Source organism: Streptosporangium sp. NPDC049644 (assembly GCF_040675205.1).
Taxonomy (GTDB): domain Bacteria; phylum Actinomycetota; class Actinomycetes; order Streptosporangiales; family Streptosporangiaceae; genus Streptosporangium; species Streptosporangium fukuiense.
In genome coordinates, this window is the sequence record NZ_JBFAOJ010000141.1 from 1 (window position 1) to 16,172 (window position 16,172).

A 16,172-nucleotide genomic window follows, 5' to 3' on the forward strand; every position below is an offset into this window, starting at 1 on the left:
ACGATCCAGGGCAGCTGCTCACCCTTCCTCATACCAGGTACAACAATCGATGACCTGCAAAGATGCCGCTCAGATTATTCTGTTAGGGCTTCTAACGTCCGCTTGGGCGTCCGAGCAGAGCCGAGAGAACCAGTCCCCGATCAGGTCCCGGACCTGGTCCCAAAAGGGACCTGCCACACGGTCGATGAACTGGGAATGGCTGTCCCCGTGCCCGGCCGGGGACGGGTCGGTTCGCTCGACCGCCGAGAAGATGTTCACGCCGATCATCACACCCGGCCATCGGCTCCGGGGCAAGGCGGATTACCGCCCGGCAAAGGACTTGCGAACCCCAACCAGGGCCGCGCCAACCACGAGCGTGATCGGTTCGACCCGAAATGCAACGTCCGAGGGGTCTGTACGCAGATCTTGCGTCCAGGTTCGCGGTCGCTGTCACAGGAGTGCATTCGACGTCATACCACGGCCGACGTAGAGGGGGCCGGGTCGCGCCAGCGTCCGGCCGTAAGTTTCGAGGTGGACCGGTAGCGTTTCTCCCAAACCCCGACCGCAACATCCCGAAGGACACCCCCGTGAACATCCCCGATATCGAATTCACGTGGATTCGGTCACTCGGCCCTGGCGGGCAACGCGACGGGTACGAGCAGTTCATCTGCCAACAGGTTGCACAGGAGCCGCCCACGGCCGACGCCAAGTTCGTCTCACTGCACGGAGCCGGAGGCGACGGCGGCGTCGAGTGCTACTGGACGCTGCCCGACGGCACCGAGCACGGCTGGCAGGCCAAGTACTGGACCACCCACGCCGACGTCGACAAGACCCAGCTCGACAAGTCCGTCAAGGCCGCCCTGGACCAGCATCCAAACCTGACCAAGTACACGATTGCCATCCCTGCTGACCCAACTGGCCACACCGGAGGCCGCGGCAAGTCGCTCCTGGAGAAGATCAACGACCCGGGAGGCTGGCTTGAGGGCTGGAAATCCATAGCCACCACGCGCGGCATGACGGTGGAGTTCGAGTTCGAGTGGGCCACGAACATCATCACCCGTCTCGAACGCCTTGACACAACCGGCATCCAGCGCCGGTACTGGTTCGACGCCGACGTTCTCGCCACCCAGTGGTGGGAAGATCGGCTGCAGGAGGCGATTGACGCCGCCCGGCCCCGGTACATGCCCGAGTTGAACGTTGAGGTGCCCGCCGCTAGGTCCATCGCAGCGCTCTGCTCCGACGACGAGTGGTGGGCGGTCGTCAGCGACCAGATCGATAAGGTCAACAACTCCGCCCGCCGCGTACGCAACGCCAAGCACGAAGTACCCACCGCAGACCTGGATACAGCCCTCAATGCCGCCGCGAAGGTCACTGACGCGCTAGCCGCCTGGCACACCTCGCGCACGACCACCGGACTCGACGACCTCGCTCAAGCGCTTGACGAGGCCTCGAAAATCGTCAGCGACCAAGAAGCTGTCGAAGTCGCAGCGATGGAGGCCAAGTACCCCGACAACAACTGGGACACCCCGAACTGGCGGCAGTTTCAGGCTGAGTACCAAGTGTCGTTCCCCGCGGCAGCCGTCGACGCTCTGCGCGAACTCGGCGAAAAGCTCATTGACACCACCGGACTCCTCATCGGCCCGGTTGGTCGGCTCGCCGCTGCCCAGATCGCACTCATGACTGGTGCCGCCGGCATCGGGAAGACCTACCTCGCCATCGACGCGGTCGTTCGGCGCCTCGGCCTGGGTCGCCCCAGCGTCATGATGCACGGCCGCTGGTTCACCGACCGAGACCCGCTGACCCACCTGCGCGACGTGCTCAAGATGCCGTCCGACCTCACAGGCGAGGAAGCCATCGCGCTACTCGACGAGAGTGCCCGTGTCGCAGGTGTCCCGACCCTCTTCGTCATCGACGCGCTCAACGACACCCGACCACGATCCACGTGGCGCGACAACCTCGAACGGCTCATCACCACCGTCGGCCGGTACCCGAACGTCCGGCTCCTCCTCACCGCCCGTACGCACTACATCGGCCAGGTCCTCCCGCCCGGGCTCACCCTGCCGCGGTTCGAGCACACCGGGTTCGAAGGGATCGAGTTCGAAGCGGTCAGCGAGTACGCCGCGTTCTACGGCCTTGAGCCGCCGACATCGCCGCCCATCCACGGCGAGTTCGACAACCCGCTGTACCTGCGCCTGGTCTGCGAAGCGCTCAAGAACAACACCCGGCTGTCCCTCGACCAGGCCACCATGGGCCTCGACGAGCTGACCCGGATGGTCCTCGACAATGCGAACAACATCGTCAGTGACCGGATCGACGCCTCACCGTCCGACCGCCTTGTCCACCAGGCCATGCACGCTCTCGCCTCAGCCATTGCCGACGGCGGCGGCGACCCGTTGCTGACTCGTGTCCAGGCCCAAGCCCAGCTAGCACCGATCTGGTCCGACCGGAGCGCCGAGAAGTCACTCCTTGACGCGCTCATCGCCCAAGGGCTCATCGAAGAAGACGTCGTCCCCGACGGCAGCCTCTACGGCGCAGACATCATCGCCATCACGTTCGAACGCATCGGACACCACCTCATCGTCTCCGACGCCCTCTCCGACGTCACCGGCGCCGCTGGCATCACGGCCGAGCTCGGTGGCCGTCTCGGCAGGGTCATCGGCCTCGGCGGCACGATCGACCTCGGCCTTCTCGAAGCAATGTCCGTCGTGGTCGCGGAACGGTTCGGGCTCGAGCTCACCGTGTTCCGCACTGAAATCGATGACGACGACGCCATCGCCGCAGCCGTCGTCGCCGGAATCGGATGGCGCAACAACAGCGCAATCACCGACGCCACTCGCGACATCATCGTCGACGCGCTCCGCCGGGCCAGTGTGTGCTCCGACGCGTTGACGATGCTCTTCCGTCTCGCCGCCCGCCCCGACCACCCCCTGAACGCCGACTGGCTCCATGGGTTCCTTACCGGCCTGAACATGGGTGCCCGTGACTCGTTTCTGCTCGGCTGGTTCCACATCACCCACGGCACCAGCGGAGCAGTCGACCGGCTCATCCGGTGGGCCAGGGAGAAGCCGCTGGACCACGTTGGTGAACAAACCACCCGCCTGTGGGTGACCGCATTGCTGTGGGCCACCAGCGCTAGCGACCGCCGCGTCCGGGAACCGGCAACCATCGCCGCCGTCCGTCTCCTGACCCGCCACCCAGGCCAGGCGGCCGGGCTGCTGGACCGGTTCACCGTGGTCGACGATGAGTGGGTTGTCGAACGAGCCTGCGAGGCCGCATACGCGGCCCTTCTTGTGAATGGCACCCAAGGCGACTGGGCTGCCGCGGCCGAGGTGGTGTGGAAAGGCATCTTTTCCGTGTCGTCGGCCGTCACCTCGAACGCCGCCGTGCGTGATGCCGCCCGCAGCATCCTTGAAGCCGCCGACAACCGTGAAGCCCTTCCCGCTGGTGTCACCGTCGACCAGTTTCGGCCGCCCTACACCAGCAACTGGCCCCTTACCTGGCCCACCGACACGGACATTACCGCGTACGACATCAGCAGCTACCCGAAGCTGGTCCGCTCGGCCACCGGCGACGACTTCTTCATTTACCAGCTTAGCCCCGAACTCCGAGACCGCCCCGGCATCGACCTCCCCTCCGCCGCGCGATGGGTCGTCACCGAAGTCATCCGCCTCGGATACCAACCCCGACTCCACGCGTCCTTCGACCGGTACGTCGTTGGCAAGTTCGGCATTGGCCGGTCTAAGCCCGCATGGATTGAACGCATCGGCAAGAAGTATCAGTGGATAGCGCTTAACCGCCTCATCGGCATCGTCTCCGACCACGCCCCCAAAATCCCTAACAGTTGGGACCCGCCAGCGCCCGCCGTCCCGGGCCCGCACACCAACATTTCCCGGCAGATCGACCCGACCGTTGTCGAGTTTGCCCTCGCTGACCAGACCCCACGCCCATGGGTACCCGCCTACGACTGGGCGTCTACGGTCGCGAAGACCGACGCTGAGTGGATCGTCGACGACACCGACCTCCCGGATATCGCAGTCAAGGAAGCCGTCTTCGAAGGCCGTCCCTACATCGTCCTGTCTGGCACCTATGCCTGGAACAACGGCTCCGACACCACGGAGCGCACCCGGGGCATTTGGACCCACCTCTACGCCCATATGGTTGCGACCCAAGACCTTGTTACCGCTATCAGCGAACTCGAAGGACGCGACCTCCTCAGCACGCCCATCGCCAACAACCCCGAGATACACCACGGGTACGTCGGCGAATTCCCTTACGGCCACCACCACGGAGAGGACCTCCACATGATGCGTCATGAATGGACCGAGCCACTCACCGTCCCCACCCAGCCCGCCGCCTGGCGTCTCCTCGGCGAGTACGGCTACGCCCCCGGAGACCAGAAGACCATCTCCCTCTACACGCCTGCCCCCGAGTTCTTCGGACTCACCCCTGGCAAGCTTCACTGGAACGGGCGCAACGGCTGGACCGACGACACGGGCCAACTCGTCGCGACCGTTCGGCACGTGGTCAACATTGGCCAGAACGAACTCCTCGTCGACGCAAAGTGGCTCGAACGGTGGCTCACCGCCGAGCAGAGGTCGCTCGTCTGGGTCGAGAACACCGGCAAAGACGTATACAGAGACTTCGGCGGTGGAGACAGACACCCGGGGAGACTGGCCCGCTCCCAGGTGCGGTCCTGGACCCCCGGCGGAAGCATGCAGACCGCCGCACCCGGCTGGTACCGCGTCGCTGCCAGCACCCCCTAAACTGCGACCGGCGCGAACTTGGGTTGGCTCAGGCCGCTCCGTGTAACTCGGCAAGCAGGGCGCGCAGGCTGTCCTCGCCGTGACGGACTGCGGTAGTGAGGGCATCCAGGTGGGCTGCTGGAAGGTGCCCGGCGCCGAACCCCGAGGCGGTGAGCACGCCGGCGACTTCCTGTTCCTGCTGCGGGGTCATGCGGGAGCGCGTCCCGTGGTGCCCCATGACCTCTCGGGCAGCGTAGGCGTCCGTGCAGGCCACGCCGACGACAGTGGACCGCAGGTCGGAGTCATATGCCGTGGGTCGGTCGGCGGTCAGGTCGAGCATGGTCAGGGTGAGCCGAGTCCGGAACGCTGCGGTCATCGGGTCGGGGTCGGTGATCAGCGCGAGAGTTTTCCGCCCCGCATGGTCCAGTTCGTCCTGTGGTGTCGGCGTGGTCGGAGGACGGCAGTAGACGCGCAGGATGGCGGCGATGGCGTTCTCCCAGGGCTCTGTGGGAACGCTGGAGTCGATCATGGTGGCGGCCTGCTGCGGAAGGCCCTGTTCCATCAGCGACATGATCGTGAGCTGGCGGCCGTCGAGCAGCCGCTGACCGACGCCGCGGTGCGCGGCCATGGATTCGGCTGCCTCGGTCCAACGGCCGACGCTCGCGAGGGCTCTGGCGCCGTCGATCAGCAGGGCGACCCACAGCTCCGTACAGATCGTGCGGTGGTCTGCGACGGTCCGGATCAACGGAGACAGGTCGACGTCGTGATCGCGGATGACGGTGGCGCCGCGCTGCTCGGCGGCCCGGTACAACTGCTGCAGCACCGCGAAGGCAGCGCTACCTTCACCTTCGCGGATCAGGAGTCGGGCGATGTTCACCAGCGGCATCAGCGACATCACGGCGATGTCCTGGTCCAGGCTCTCGGCTTCGGCGAAGACCTTGTGCTGCCGCCAGCACAGTTCGGCTGCCAGGTCGGGCATGCCGCTGTCGGAGGCGATGAGCGCGGAGAAGTTGAGGACACCGCAGGCGCGGGCCACCCGCTTGGAGTGGTTCGCGCCGGGTGTTTCGGCGGTCAGCGCGGTGAGCTCTGCAATGCGCTTGTCCAGTGGAAGCCCGGGGGGTTTGGGTCGGCAGACCAGCGGGATACGGGCGGCGATCGCAGGGTTCATCGCGCTGCTCTCCTTCTACGGCCAGTCGATGACGAGTCGGCTGTTGGTCTTGTCGATGATGAAGCGTGAGTCAGCGGCCTTCAGCAGGTCGCGGTTGGCGGCCGTGGCCATGCGGAAGCTGGGGGCCGGGGCGTCGTTGCCGTAGTCGCGGTCCCATTCCTGGATCGCGGCGGCGACCTGCTCGGCGAGGTCGGCGGTGCGCGGGCCGTGACCGATGACGCCGATCTCCCAGAACCGGCCCACGGTGTCCTCACCCTCGCGGACGGTCAGATAGGCCAGGCTGTCGCCGTCGAGCGCCGCCATCGAACCCCACCCGAAATGCGGGGTGAACCCGGGCCGCCGGCCAGGTACCCGAGACAAGCCGTTGGGCAGGACGCACGCCAACCACAGATAGACCCACTCCCAGGCTGAACCCTGCCGGAACTTCACTCCCGTGTAGACCTGGTGGGAGGGCTCGTCCAGGACGGTCCGCATCGCCTCCCGGTCCACGAGCTGCTCACTGTAGGTTTCCAGCCGGACGTTGCCCTCCCCGGCCATGGGGACCACCGTACGGACGTCATCACACACGCCTTTACGCAGCGGGACGAACGTGGCCATCTCGCAGGAGACGGTCTTCCAGGTCTCGCCGTCGCCGTCGCCGTCGCGCTCGAAGGCGAAGGAGCGGGAGATACTGCCGCGGATCCGCATCGGGATGACGAGACGGCCGTCCGGGGCCAGTTGATTCAGGACGGGGAGGGGGATGTCACCGGCGCCCACGGTGAACTGGATCCGATCGAACGGGGCATGCTCGGGCAGACCGGCCGCGCCATCGGCCAGCAGTGCGGTCACGTTCGACGCGCCGGCAGCGGCCAGATGCTTCGCGGCGGTGTTGACGAGGTCAGTGTCGACGTCCACCGTCCACACGCGCCCACCGGGGGCGACGAGTCGTCCGAGGAGAGCGGCGTTGTAGCCAGTGGCTGCCCCGGCCTCCAGGACCTTGTGGCCGGGCTCTGCGCCCAGTTGCTCCAGTTGGGTAGCGACGATCGACGGCGCGGAGATGCAGGAGATCATCTCGCCGTCTCGGTCGTTCTTCATCGACACGGCGTCATCGACGTAGGCGGCGACGACCTCGACGTCGGGGATGAACCGGTGGCGCTCGACGTCCCGGAAGGCGTCGATGATCGCGGGAGTGCGCAGGTGGCCGGAGCCGGTGAACTTGTCCACCATGGTGTTGCGCAGCTCGACGGGATCGCTCGTAGTAATGGTGCTCTCCATCCTCTTGAAAACAAGGGTTACGGGTGCGGACTGACTGCTGGACACGGTGGCTGGGTTGCCGTCTCCGAAGGCGACGTTCCAGCCCAGCCAGGCCGCGGCAGCCTGCTCGGCCACGGGTGTGGCCGCGCGGTTGAAAGCGAAGATCGCATGGTGGGCGAGGACCGCGCGCAGCCCCCGCCGGAGTTGCCCACTGGTCGCGAGCCGGGCCAGGCGGCGGCCGGCGTCCTCGAACGCGGCGACGCGGTCAGGCCAGCCGGGTTCGGTGGTGTCCCGCTTGGCGGCGTCGGCGTGCATGAGGCGCCGCATGGCAGTGATCGCAGACGCCTGGTAGGCCGCCTGCGGTGGGTCGATTGCCGGGCGGAGGTTGCCGAATGTCGCCCACACGTCGCTGATCTCGAAAGGGTCGAGGCCCGCCGCGCGGTTCATGGTGGAGAGCAGCAGGATGCACCGCTCGCGGGCGTACGGGCTGCCGGTCTCGGCCAAGGCCGCGGGGCTGTCGGCGCACCACACCTCGTGGGCGATGGCCATACCCTGCTCGCCGCCGAAGGTTTCGATCTCCGGTTCGTAGATGCCACCAACCCAACCGGCCGCGACCTCGTCGGCGACGAGCTGATCGAGCAGGTCGGCAGCGGGCCTCTCGGTGCGCAGCCGGAGATTGCCTTCCTTGCGCAGGAAGTGGAAACGCCAGCTGGACAGCGCGGCCGCGAGTGCGGTCGCAGCCTTCGGGGTCGCTCCGGCATCGCCGGGAAAGCGGATGGTGGCGTGCCACCACTTCGGTTCGTCGGGCAGCGGTAGGTTCTCGTCGTTCCAGTCCATGTCCGCGGTTTGCTCCTGCTCGGTTGTGGTGGCGGGTCAGTTGATCAATAGGGCGCGGGTCCAGCCGGTCACGTTGGAGCCCTTCAGCGCCATGACCGCCCCGGCTCGGCCTTCCATGAACCCGGGCTTGGACAGTGCGGGGATCCCCGCTTCTAACCTCTGGCGGGTCTGCCGGATGGGCTCGGCGAACCGGTCGGGGGTACGGCTGTCGGCGGCGAGGGCGGTCGTGACGGTCAGCAGCCCGGCCCAGCCGTGGCAGAGGGACGCATCGGTGACCCGGCTCAGGCGGGCCGGGTCGGTGAGGGCGGCGATGGCGAGTTCTTCGGCCTTCTGCCTGCGGGCGTCGTCGCCGAGCGCGCAGGCTGCCAGTTGCAGCGTGCGGGCGATACCAAGGTCCCCGTAACACCAGGAGGGGCGCAGGGGCGGCGCCTGCAACGCCTCAGCGGCGAGCGGGTCCAGGGTGATCCAGTAGAAGGAGCCGAACTTCTCCAGCCAGGCCGTGAACGTCTTGATGGCGCCTATTTGGCCTTCCACCAGGAGGCCGCGGCGGGCGGCGAGAGATAGCAGCGCCAACGGGCCGGCGATGCCGTGGGCTACCCCGTTGTTCGCGTGGCCACCGATGACCTCCTCATGCGTGGGGCTGTCCGGCGACCACCACCCGGGCAGGACCTGGGCATCGGCTTCGGCCGGGACCGCCAGCGTCACCAGGTAAGCCAGCACCTCCTGCAGCAGCGGCGGCGGCGAGCCTGCTCGGGCAAGCAGCACCACCCCCAGCCCGGTGAGCCCCCGGATGAGATCGAACTCTGCCAGTGCCGGGAGCCGGGTCGCCTTTCGTCGGCAGCGAGCCGCGGCGAGCCGGGCGGCCACGACCCGGTCGACAGCCGTCTGAGCGGTCTGGTCGACGCGTCCGGCACGGCCAAGCACGAACTCCAGGGCCGGGGCGCCGTGGAACAGAGAAGCGTTGGAGCCGGTGCTGACGCCACCGGCGACCGCCTCGGCCAGCAGGGGCCGCGCTGCGGCAAGGTTGCCGCGCTCGATGTGCAGCAACGCTATCCCCAGCGCGCCCTCGGCCAGGGCCTGCGTCGTGGGCGGGCTCATCGGCCCGCCCTTACCGCGACGACGATGCTGTGGGCCCGCCCGCCGATCCATCCATCCACATCCGGCGGCGGCGCCTCGTAGAGCACCGCGATAGGGGAGCCGCACAGGTGCGTACGGAGCACGTCCAGGTCCATCTCCCCGGTGAGGTCCAGCAGCAGGCGCTGATCGTCCATGGCCAGGAGCACACGGTCAGGCACACCCGCCCGGCCGCGCCAGGCGTGCAGCTGCGCGGCCCACTCCTCCAGGGATGCCGCACGGCCGGGCAGGGCGCGGGCCCGAAGCTGCCAGCGGGCGGCAACGACGATGCTGCGCCGATAGTGCAGCCCCGGCGTGAACGGCAATGTCCATGCCGCACCCCAGTCGAACCAGGTCACCTGCGGAGTCGCGGCACGGCTGATCTCAGCCAGGAACCGGGCCAGCGGCGGGGTGAAGTTGTTCCACATGAAGTTGAGCGCGGTCGGCGCGAGCAGCTCCAGGCGCTCCCCGGTGGCGGCCACCGCGAGGTAGAGGTGGCTACCGCGCAGACCCACGACCAGATCAGAGGGGACGAACACCATGGCGTCGCTGCCCCGGTGCTCTCCGACGCTGACCAGCTTCGGCAGGACTTGCGGGGTGCGCGTGAGCAGGTCGGCCTCGACGCGGGAGGGATGGAACGACAACTGAGCCAGTTCCGCCACAGGGTCAACCGTGGGAAGGGCCACTTGCCCGGCGGCCTGCGGGAACAGGTGCCCGAATCGTCCCGTCATCGTGCCTGCCGCCCTGGAGACGGTGTGAACGCGGACGCGGAAGTCGCCTCGGTCGAGCGCCGGAAGCGAACGGGCTTGGACCTGTGCGCACACCTCGAAGTGCGGGGCCAGGGCGGTGGGTTCGCCTGCGGCCGCCTCCAACTCCTCGATGAGCGGCTCGGACAGGATCACCGTCCGGTGGCGTTCGACGGCGGCGGTCCCTGCGAGATCCAACAGCAGCCGGTCGCGCCGCGACATCGGTCGTGGCGGCTCGGACACCGAGCCGAACCCGTCAGGCAGGCCCAACCCGTTGTCCGGGTCAACGAGCTGCTCCAAGCCGACCTCGGCGTCTTCGCCCCATCGGGCGGCGAACTGCTCGGTGTAGCTCCGCCACGCCCGGGTGCCGGTTGGGTTGGCCGCGAGCCTGGCCAGCACGGTTGCCACGGTTTCCATCTCGATCGCGACTGTCTCCGGTAGTCGAACCTTGGCGTCCAGCCGTAGGTCCACGCACGCCTCCCGATCGCGGGCGTCCAAGGCGACGGCAGGCAGAACGGCTGCCGGGTCAACGATCGTGGCGGGGGCACGCAGTGCCGACAGCAGCAGCCGAAGCCGCAGCAGCTCCGTGAGGAACGCCGCCTGGCGGTGTCCTTCCACCTGTGGGAACTCTGCGGCGAGTTTGCCCGCGAGCGCCGCATACCGGATGGGTGACGTGGCCGCCTGGAGAACGAGCGTCAGCGCAGGCGTCAGCGAGAGGGAGAACTCCGACGCGCCCTCGGACGGCACGAAGACGCAGCCGCCGCGCACGTACACCAGGTTGTTGACGCACACCTCGACGGCCGCCATCGACACGCCGCCGGCCTCCTGGGCACTGATCACCTTGTCCAGCGCCTGGGGGTCGGCTCGGGTAACGATCTCGTGCTCATCCCCGACAAGCACGGCGGATGTCTCGCCGAAGTCGACCGGGCAGACGCCGGCGAACAGGCCGAATGGCGTGGACCGGTGCTCATACCTGATGGCGTACCGGGCGACCGCGAGTGCAGCGCGACGCGCCCGGCGAGCGTTCGACAACCGCCCGTCCAGAACTGCCTCCACCTGGCGGGCCAGGTCCAGGCTGGCACTGGAGACCGCGCGCCGGAACGTGTCATCGGCCCAGATCGGGCCGAGCCAGGAACGCCACTGCTCGGGGGACGCGGCGGGCCCCGGCCACTGCGGCAGGGCGGGGGCGGAAAGGTTCACCGCCGCGCGCAGCATCCCGGCGCCCGTGCACTGGTACAGGGTCCGCCGCGACCGCGTCATCACTCACGCTCCGTTCTGGGGAAAAGGGGGGGCGGGCCCGTACGGACCCGCGCCCCGCGGACTACGAGGTCGTGCAGGCGCTCGGGCAGGAGGTTCCGCAGTTGTCGCCAGTGCTGCACATCAGCACCGTGTCGGCCGCCGGGGTGTTCTCGATGAATTCGATGTTGAGGGCGAACGGGTCAAACGTCTCTCCCGTGTCGACCGTGGCGGTCTCCTCCGGGGTCAGAGTGCTCATGTCTCTACTCCTTTTCCTGTTTTGGGTTCCTGACGTGGGGTGTCCACGCCAGCCGGGCAGGGGCATAGTCAGCCCGCTTCCGCCTGGTTCACGTACGGGTCGGCCTCGTACCATTCGCCGCGGCTGGTGTGGTCAAGGTGGTGCTTGCGCACCAGGGCGGCGTACATCTGGATGACGTCGCGGTAGGCCCGGCCTCGGCTGGTCTGCTCGTGCCCGCGCCCGTCGGCGGGACGGAGCACGAAGAACTCGCCGCCCTCCGACGCCAGTTCGTACCGGCCGCAGCACGAGGTGTGTCTGACCCGGAGGATGGCGCCGTGTGACGTGTACGGCTCCCACTCGGGGGTGGGGCCCTCCTGCTTGACCATCTGCGGCTGGCAGGTTCTCGTCATCCTCGTCTGCTCTCTCCACGGGGCGTGCGGCCCGCTGGGGGAGGAAGGCGGACAACCTGCACTCCTCGACAGGGTGCCCGCCTTCCCCCGCCTGGCCGACCCGCTGGCGAGCCTGCGCGCTCGCCACGTGGGAAGGGTTCGGCCAGGGTCTGGAGCCCGCCGCCCACGACGGCCTCCCGGGGCACATCGTGGACGGCGGGTCGTAGGCGGCGCGGGGCAGCATGGGTGCCAGGTAGGGGCATGGGCCCGCGCCGGAGTACGTGGACGGCCGCACGTTGTGAGCCTGCTCGGCTGTCCACGCCAAGACGAGGAGAAGCAACACGGCCACCCGGCGGCGACCACCAGGAACGCGTCACTGTACGTGAACACGATGCGCTCCCTTCTGGCGTGATCTGGGGCCCCGAGGTCTTCCGGGCCGGCGGGGTGCCGCCGGGGCCGGTGATCGTCTCGGGGCCGCCTCTGGCAGATCCTCACGGCCACCCGGGACGGGTGTGGTGGGTGGCCAGTTCGCGGTCATGGCACGCGGGGAGGCCCGCCAGAGATCAAGTTCAGCTTCCTGCATGCGCTGCCACAGCTCGGTGGCGCTGCGCCCCATGACGGTGCGACATAACCGCGGGTCGGAGCACTCCCACGCCTGCAGGACCCGCCAGTACGGGCGCCACAGGACAACCCAGCGGGGCGCCCGCGCCTGTATCAGTTGGGCGACCTCGACGGCGCCGGGGTCATACCGAGGCTGCATCGAGCACTTCACGAAGGTGTACGGGGAGGCGACAGCCGCTGCGCTCTCTTGGACGACCTCGGTTACCCCAGGAATCGCCCCCTTCAGCTTGCCGGCGGCTGCACGGTCGGCCTCGAAGCCGTCCTTGTCGGAGCCTGCGAGCGCGGCGTACGTGCGCTCTACCGCTGGCACGTTCGGGGTGAATTCGCTGCCGGGCGGTGGTGCGACGAGGGTGTCAATCATCATGGGGTCCTTGGCGAGTTGGTTCGAGTTGGTCATGGGGAACGGCGCGGGCCAGAGTCACGACCGATCGGCCGGCGGAAGGGCCAGTGGTGCGGAGAGCTCCCCGCACGACCAGCAGCCGCGCCCCAATCGCGTTCAGCTGTTCCCGCCGCCGAGCCGCGACGGGCTTCTCGCCCAGGTGGTGTGTAGTGGGCAGAACCACCCCGTAGGCGCCGGACATGAGAAGGACGTCCAGCAGGCCGGCGAAGGCCGGGGCGTCCGACGATGCGGCCCCTCGATCGGTGAAGATGCCGCAGAGCTGCAGTTCGTGCTGCTCGCAGTATTGGGTGAGGGCTACCGTCAGGGCGGCGTGCCGCTCGGGCGTCGAACGATGCAGCCGCAGGTACCCGTAGACGATCGGGCCGTCCACATCGTGTTGTTCGGTGAGTGTCCACAAGGTGGCCGTCCTTACCGTGGTCGGGGCTTACGGCCCGCTCTTTGAGCATGGCCAGCCCCGACCCCGCTGGATACGACCCGCTGTCGCACTTGCGTCGCACTTCCGTAGGCCCTCGGTACCTCTACGTGCTTCCATGGCCGTGGAAGGGAGCGGCGACGTGACGACCGTGCATGAGTGGACCGGTCTCGAAGCGCGTGCACTTCGCCGAGCCCTGCGGATGAGCGTGCGGGTGTTCGCGCAGCACCTCGGCGTGGCTCCCCGCACCGTGGCGAAGTGGGACCAGCTCGGTACCACTACTCGGCCACGTCCGGACACCCAAGCCATCCTGGACACCGCGCTCGCCCGCGCGAATTCGGCGACTCACCTGCGGTTCGAGACGCTGCTCTTGGAACTCGGCCAGGACATGGACCAAGGGCTGAGAGTCACCCGGATGGGACCACGGGCCTGGGACTACGAGACCTGGACGGACGACCTTGACCGGGCTGTGGTCGCCCTCAGCCGCCAGAGCTTCAGCTACGCCACCGACCTGCTGAACCGATGGCTCACCCGCTACGACCCGCACGCCTTGGACGACAAGGGTCTTTACCTGTTCGCACGATCGACGACGCTGTTCGGCGACCTCCAGCGCGACCAAGGAGCAGTCGCCGGCCCATTGTCCGCTCGCCGCTCCTACCTCAACGCCCGATCGATCTACGGACAGCTCGACATCCCCCGTCGTATCGCGCAGCTCGACCTTTCGTTGGCGGTGGTCGCCGAGATGGGGGGCCGGTTGGACGAGGCCGCCAAGGAATATGAGGCGCTGGCGGTGGACGACCGGCTCTCACCACGCGACAGGGCGCGAGCCCGGCTTTGGGTGGGGACCGCCCTGAGCAAGAACGACAAGAACGACTACGCCGCCCGCCTGATGACGACCGCCATCCGCGAGTTCGAGAACCTCGGTGAACCCGAGGACTGGTCCGTCGCGCACCAGAAACTTGCTCTGGCCCACCGTGGCGCGGGGAACCTCTCGGAGGCGCTACGCCTGATCGACCTCGCCCGCGCCACCGCAGTCACCGACGCGCCCATGCAGCGGGTCCGGCTGGAGACGGCTTACGGGCACGTCCTGCTTTCGGATCGGGCCACCGTGGATGATGGGGTGGTGATCCTCGACCGTGCCGCGCGCGAGGCCGCGCAGCACGGGCTCGCGCACCAACTGCGCAGTATCGAGGGCATCCAGCGGACCATCCGGGGGGAGATCCGCCTCCCTCTGTCACGGCGACCATGGAGCAATCGAGTGAACGTCAAGCAGCAGGTCATCACCAACGAGCAGTGGCAGCACGCCCACACCATCTGGGACTACCACCAGATGCACCACGACCTGAGCCGGTGTGACGTGGCCATCGGCCTGGGCAGCCACGATCTGGGGGTGGCACGCGCGGCGGTCGACCTACACCGCGCCGGCTGGTTCCCGCTGCTCGTCTTCTCCGGTGCCACCAGCCCCACCACCGCGGCGCGCTTCCCCCGAGGCGAGGCCGTCCACTACCGCGAGCACGCGCTCGACCTCGGCATGTCCGACGAGGCGATTCTGCTGGAGCCGAACGCCACCAACACCGGCCAGAACATCGCACTGTCCCGCCAGGTGCTGGCCGATGCAGGTATTCGGCCCGATTCGGTGCTCCTGATCTCCAAGCCGTACATGGAGCGCCGGGCCTACGCCACGGCACGAAAGGTATGGCCCGAGGCCAAGGTGGTGTGCGCCTCCGAGCCGCTTGAGCTGGATGACTACGTCAGCTCGATCGGTGATCCGAAGTTGGTCATCGACATGCTCGTCGGCGACCTCCAGCGCGTGATCGAGTACCCCAAGCTCGGCTACGCCATCGAGCAGCCCGTCCCAGGAGAGGTCCATGACGCCTACCAGGCTCTTCTCCGCGCCGGATTCGACAGCAGGCTCCTTACGCCCTGACCTGCCGTACGGCGAGGTGTGCGCCATCCACCAGCCCAACCTCTTCCCCCGACTGGTGACGCTGGCCAAGCTGTTCGCCGCCGACTACTGGATCGTCCTGGACGACGTGCAGTTCGCACGCAGGGACTACCAGCATCGTGCGCGCCTCACCTCGCTCGACGGCTCGTGGCAGCCGCGGTGGCTCTCCATTTCCACCCATCTGCCACACGGCCGCTCCACCTCCATCCGCGGAGCGCGTCTGGCCGATCCCTCCCGCTGCCGTCGCCGTGTCGCCCAGCTCCTCGCCGACCACTACCGGCACAGTGCCTACTGGCCGTCGTTCAAGAGGGGGCTCGAACCCGTACTCGCCGCGTTCGAGAGCACGGATCGACTGGCGGACGTGACGGAGCTGTCCACGCGCCTGCTGCTGGAGGAGGTCGGGTGGCGGGGGCAGATCCTGCACAGCAGCGATCTGCTCGCACCCGGTGAACGCTCGCAACGCCTGGCCGACCTGGCCTGGCTGACAGGCGCCACGACCTACCTGTGCGGGACCGGGGGCATGCGCTACCTGGACCCGGCCGCTTTCCGGGTCCACTCGATCGAGGTCCTCCCGTTCCAGGCCCGCGGATCGGGCATATGGGCATCCGCCCGGGAGGTGAGCGCGGTACACGCCCTGATGCTCATCGGGTCGGGCGCTCTGGGGCGGGAACTGGAGGCTTTGCGCGGACGAGTTCTTGAGGACAATCCCCGATCTGGTGCCTAGCCCTGCTGGGCTTTGGAGATCGGTTCGCATTCCTTGCCATGCCGGGCTCATGGCACTTCGGTTCCTCGGCAAGGATCCCGACAGCCCCGACGGCGACTCGCCAACCGTCTGGGAGGACGGTGACGACTACATCCTGCAGGGCTTCACCATCACCGACACCGCCGCTCTCCAGCATGTGGGCGACATGCCCGAGGGCGAAACGTTGATCCGCTTCCCCAAGCGCATGATGCAGTTTTTCCCGGAGGTAGCCGGTGGCTGGTTATGACGACTTGAGATGGCCCCACTCGGCGGCTTGGTGAATTCGAGTGATCATCGCAACGGTGACGGATAGTCATAGTGCCAGAGCTTGATCAAAAACGTCGGCTGGAGTGCGCCAGCCGAGTGTCTTG

At 67.8% G+C, this 16,172-nt stretch carries 11 protein-coding genes; 4 read left to right on the plus strand and 7 right to left on the minus strand.

Annotated features, from left to right (window positions below):
• The first annotated feature begins 566 nt into the window (after positions 1-566).
• On the plus strand, positions 567-4,742 hold the full coding sequence (locus AB0J58_RS41305) for a hypothetical protein (protein WP_364226497.1): 4,176 nt from the start codon (positions 567-569) through the stop codon (positions 4,740-4,742).
• 28 nt (positions 4,743-4,770) lie between these two features.
• On the opposite strand, the gene AB0J58_RS41310 is transcribed toward AB0J58_RS41305, so the two are convergent.
• The 7 genes from AB0J58_RS41310 to AB0J58_RS41340 all read right to left on the minus strand — a co-directional run bounded on the left by AB0J58_RS41310 (position 4,771) and on the right by AB0J58_RS41340 (position 13,099).
• The gene (locus AB0J58_RS41310) at positions 4,771-5,889 is read right to left on the minus strand and encodes a hypothetical protein (protein ID WP_364226500.1); all 1,119 of its coding nucleotides are present in this window, start codon (positions 5,887-5,889) and stop codon (positions 4,771-4,773) included.
• A 15-nt stretch (positions 5,890-5,904) separates the two neighbouring features.
• Positions 5,905-7,959: a methyltransferase, FxLD system gene (gene fxlM, locus AB0J58_RS41315; protein ID WP_364226502.1), complete on the minus strand. Its 2,055-nt coding sequence runs from the start codon at positions 7,957-7,959 to the stop codon at positions 5,905-5,907.
• A gap of 36 nt (positions 7,960-7,995) precedes the next feature.
• Positions 7,996-9,057, minus strand: a complete 1,062-nt coding sequence (locus AB0J58_RS41320) for a lanthionine synthetase C family protein (protein WP_364226505.1) — start codon at positions 9,055-9,057, stop codon at positions 7,996-7,998.
• The gene (locus AB0J58_RS41325; RefSeq protein ID WP_364226521.1) at positions 9,054-11,078 is read right to left on the minus strand and encodes a lantibiotic dehydratase family protein; all 2,025 of its coding nucleotides are present in this window, start codon (positions 11,076-11,078) and stop codon (positions 9,054-9,056) included. Before AB0J58_RS41325 ends, AB0J58_RS41320 begins: the two co-directional genes overlap by 4 nt.
• Positions 11,079-11,139: 61 nt before the next feature.
• Positions 11,140-11,313 carry an FxLD family lanthipeptide gene (locus tag AB0J58_RS41330; protein WP_143121300.1) on the minus strand — a complete coding sequence of 58 codons (174 nt, stop codon included), beginning with the start codon at positions 11,311-11,313 and terminating at the stop codon, positions 11,140-11,142.
• Positions 11,314-11,381: 68 nt separating this feature from the next.
• Complete coding sequence (locus AB0J58_RS41335; RefSeq protein ID WP_364226507.1) at positions 11,382-11,702, minus strand: hypothetical protein; 321 nt, start codon at positions 11,700-11,702, stop codon at positions 11,382-11,384.
• Between the two features lie 953 nt (positions 11,703-12,655).
• On the minus strand, positions 12,656-13,099 hold the full coding sequence (locus AB0J58_RS41340) for a recombinase family protein (RefSeq protein ID WP_364226509.1): 444 nt from the start codon (positions 13,097-13,099) through the stop codon (positions 12,656-12,658).
• A 157-nt stretch (positions 13,100-13,256) separates the two neighbouring features.
• On the opposite strand from AB0J58_RS41340, the gene AB0J58_RS41345 reads away from it, so the two are divergent.
• From AB0J58_RS41345 to AB0J58_RS41355, 3 genes are read left to right on the plus strand one after another with little or no spacing between them, the layout of a single operon-like run.
• Entirely contained in the window at positions 13,257-15,041 is a 1,785-nt protein-coding gene (locus AB0J58_RS41345; protein WP_364226512.1) for an ElyC/SanA/YdcF family protein, read from the plus strand.
• Positions 14,983-15,783, plus strand: coding sequence for a WbqC family protein (locus tag AB0J58_RS41350; protein WP_364226515.1), 801 nt, complete (start codon positions 14,983-14,985; stop codon positions 15,781-15,783). Before AB0J58_RS41345 ends, AB0J58_RS41350 begins: the two co-directional genes overlap by 59 nt.
• A 49-nt stretch (positions 15,784-15,832) precedes the next feature.
• The gene (locus AB0J58_RS41355) at positions 15,833-16,048 is read left to right on the plus strand and encodes a hypothetical protein (RefSeq protein WP_364226518.1); all 216 of its coding nucleotides are present in this window, start codon (positions 15,833-15,835) and stop codon (positions 16,046-16,048) included.
• The last annotated feature ends 124 nt before the right edge of the window (positions 16,049-16,172 follow it).

Bases quoted from the DNA above. Each gene is read 5' to 3' on its own strand.
- AB0J58_RS41310 (WP_364226500.1), bottom strand. From the start codon at position 5,889: ATGAACCCTGCGATCGCCGCCCGTATCCCGCTGGTCTGCCGACCCAAA.
- fxlM (WP_364226502.1), bottom strand. From the start codon at position 7,959: ATGGACTGGAACGACGAGAACCTACCGCTGCCCGACGAACCGAAGTGG.
- AB0J58_RS41320 (WP_364226505.1), bottom strand. From the start codon at position 9,057: ATGAGCCCGCCCACGACGCAGGCCCTGGCCGAGGGCGCGCTGGGGATA.
- AB0J58_RS41325 (WP_364226521.1), bottom strand. From the start codon at position 11,078: ATGACGCGGTCGCGGCGGACCCTGTACCAGTGCACGGGCGCCGGGATG.
- AB0J58_RS41330 (WP_143121300.1), bottom strand. From the start codon at position 11,313: ATGAGCACTCTGACCCCGGAGGAGACCGCCACGGTCGACACGGGAGAG.
- AB0J58_RS41335 (WP_364226507.1), bottom strand. From the start codon at position 11,702: ATGACGAGAACCTGCCAGCCGCAGATGGTCAAGCAGGAGGGCCCCACC.
- AB0J58_RS41350 (WP_364226515.1), top strand. From the start codon at position 14,983: ATGACGCCTACCAGGCTCTTCTCCGCGCCGGATTCGACAGCAGGCTCC.
- AB0J58_RS41355 (WP_364226518.1), top strand. From the start codon at position 15,833: ATGGCACTTCGGTTCCTCGGCAAGGATCCCGACAGCCCCGACGGCGAC.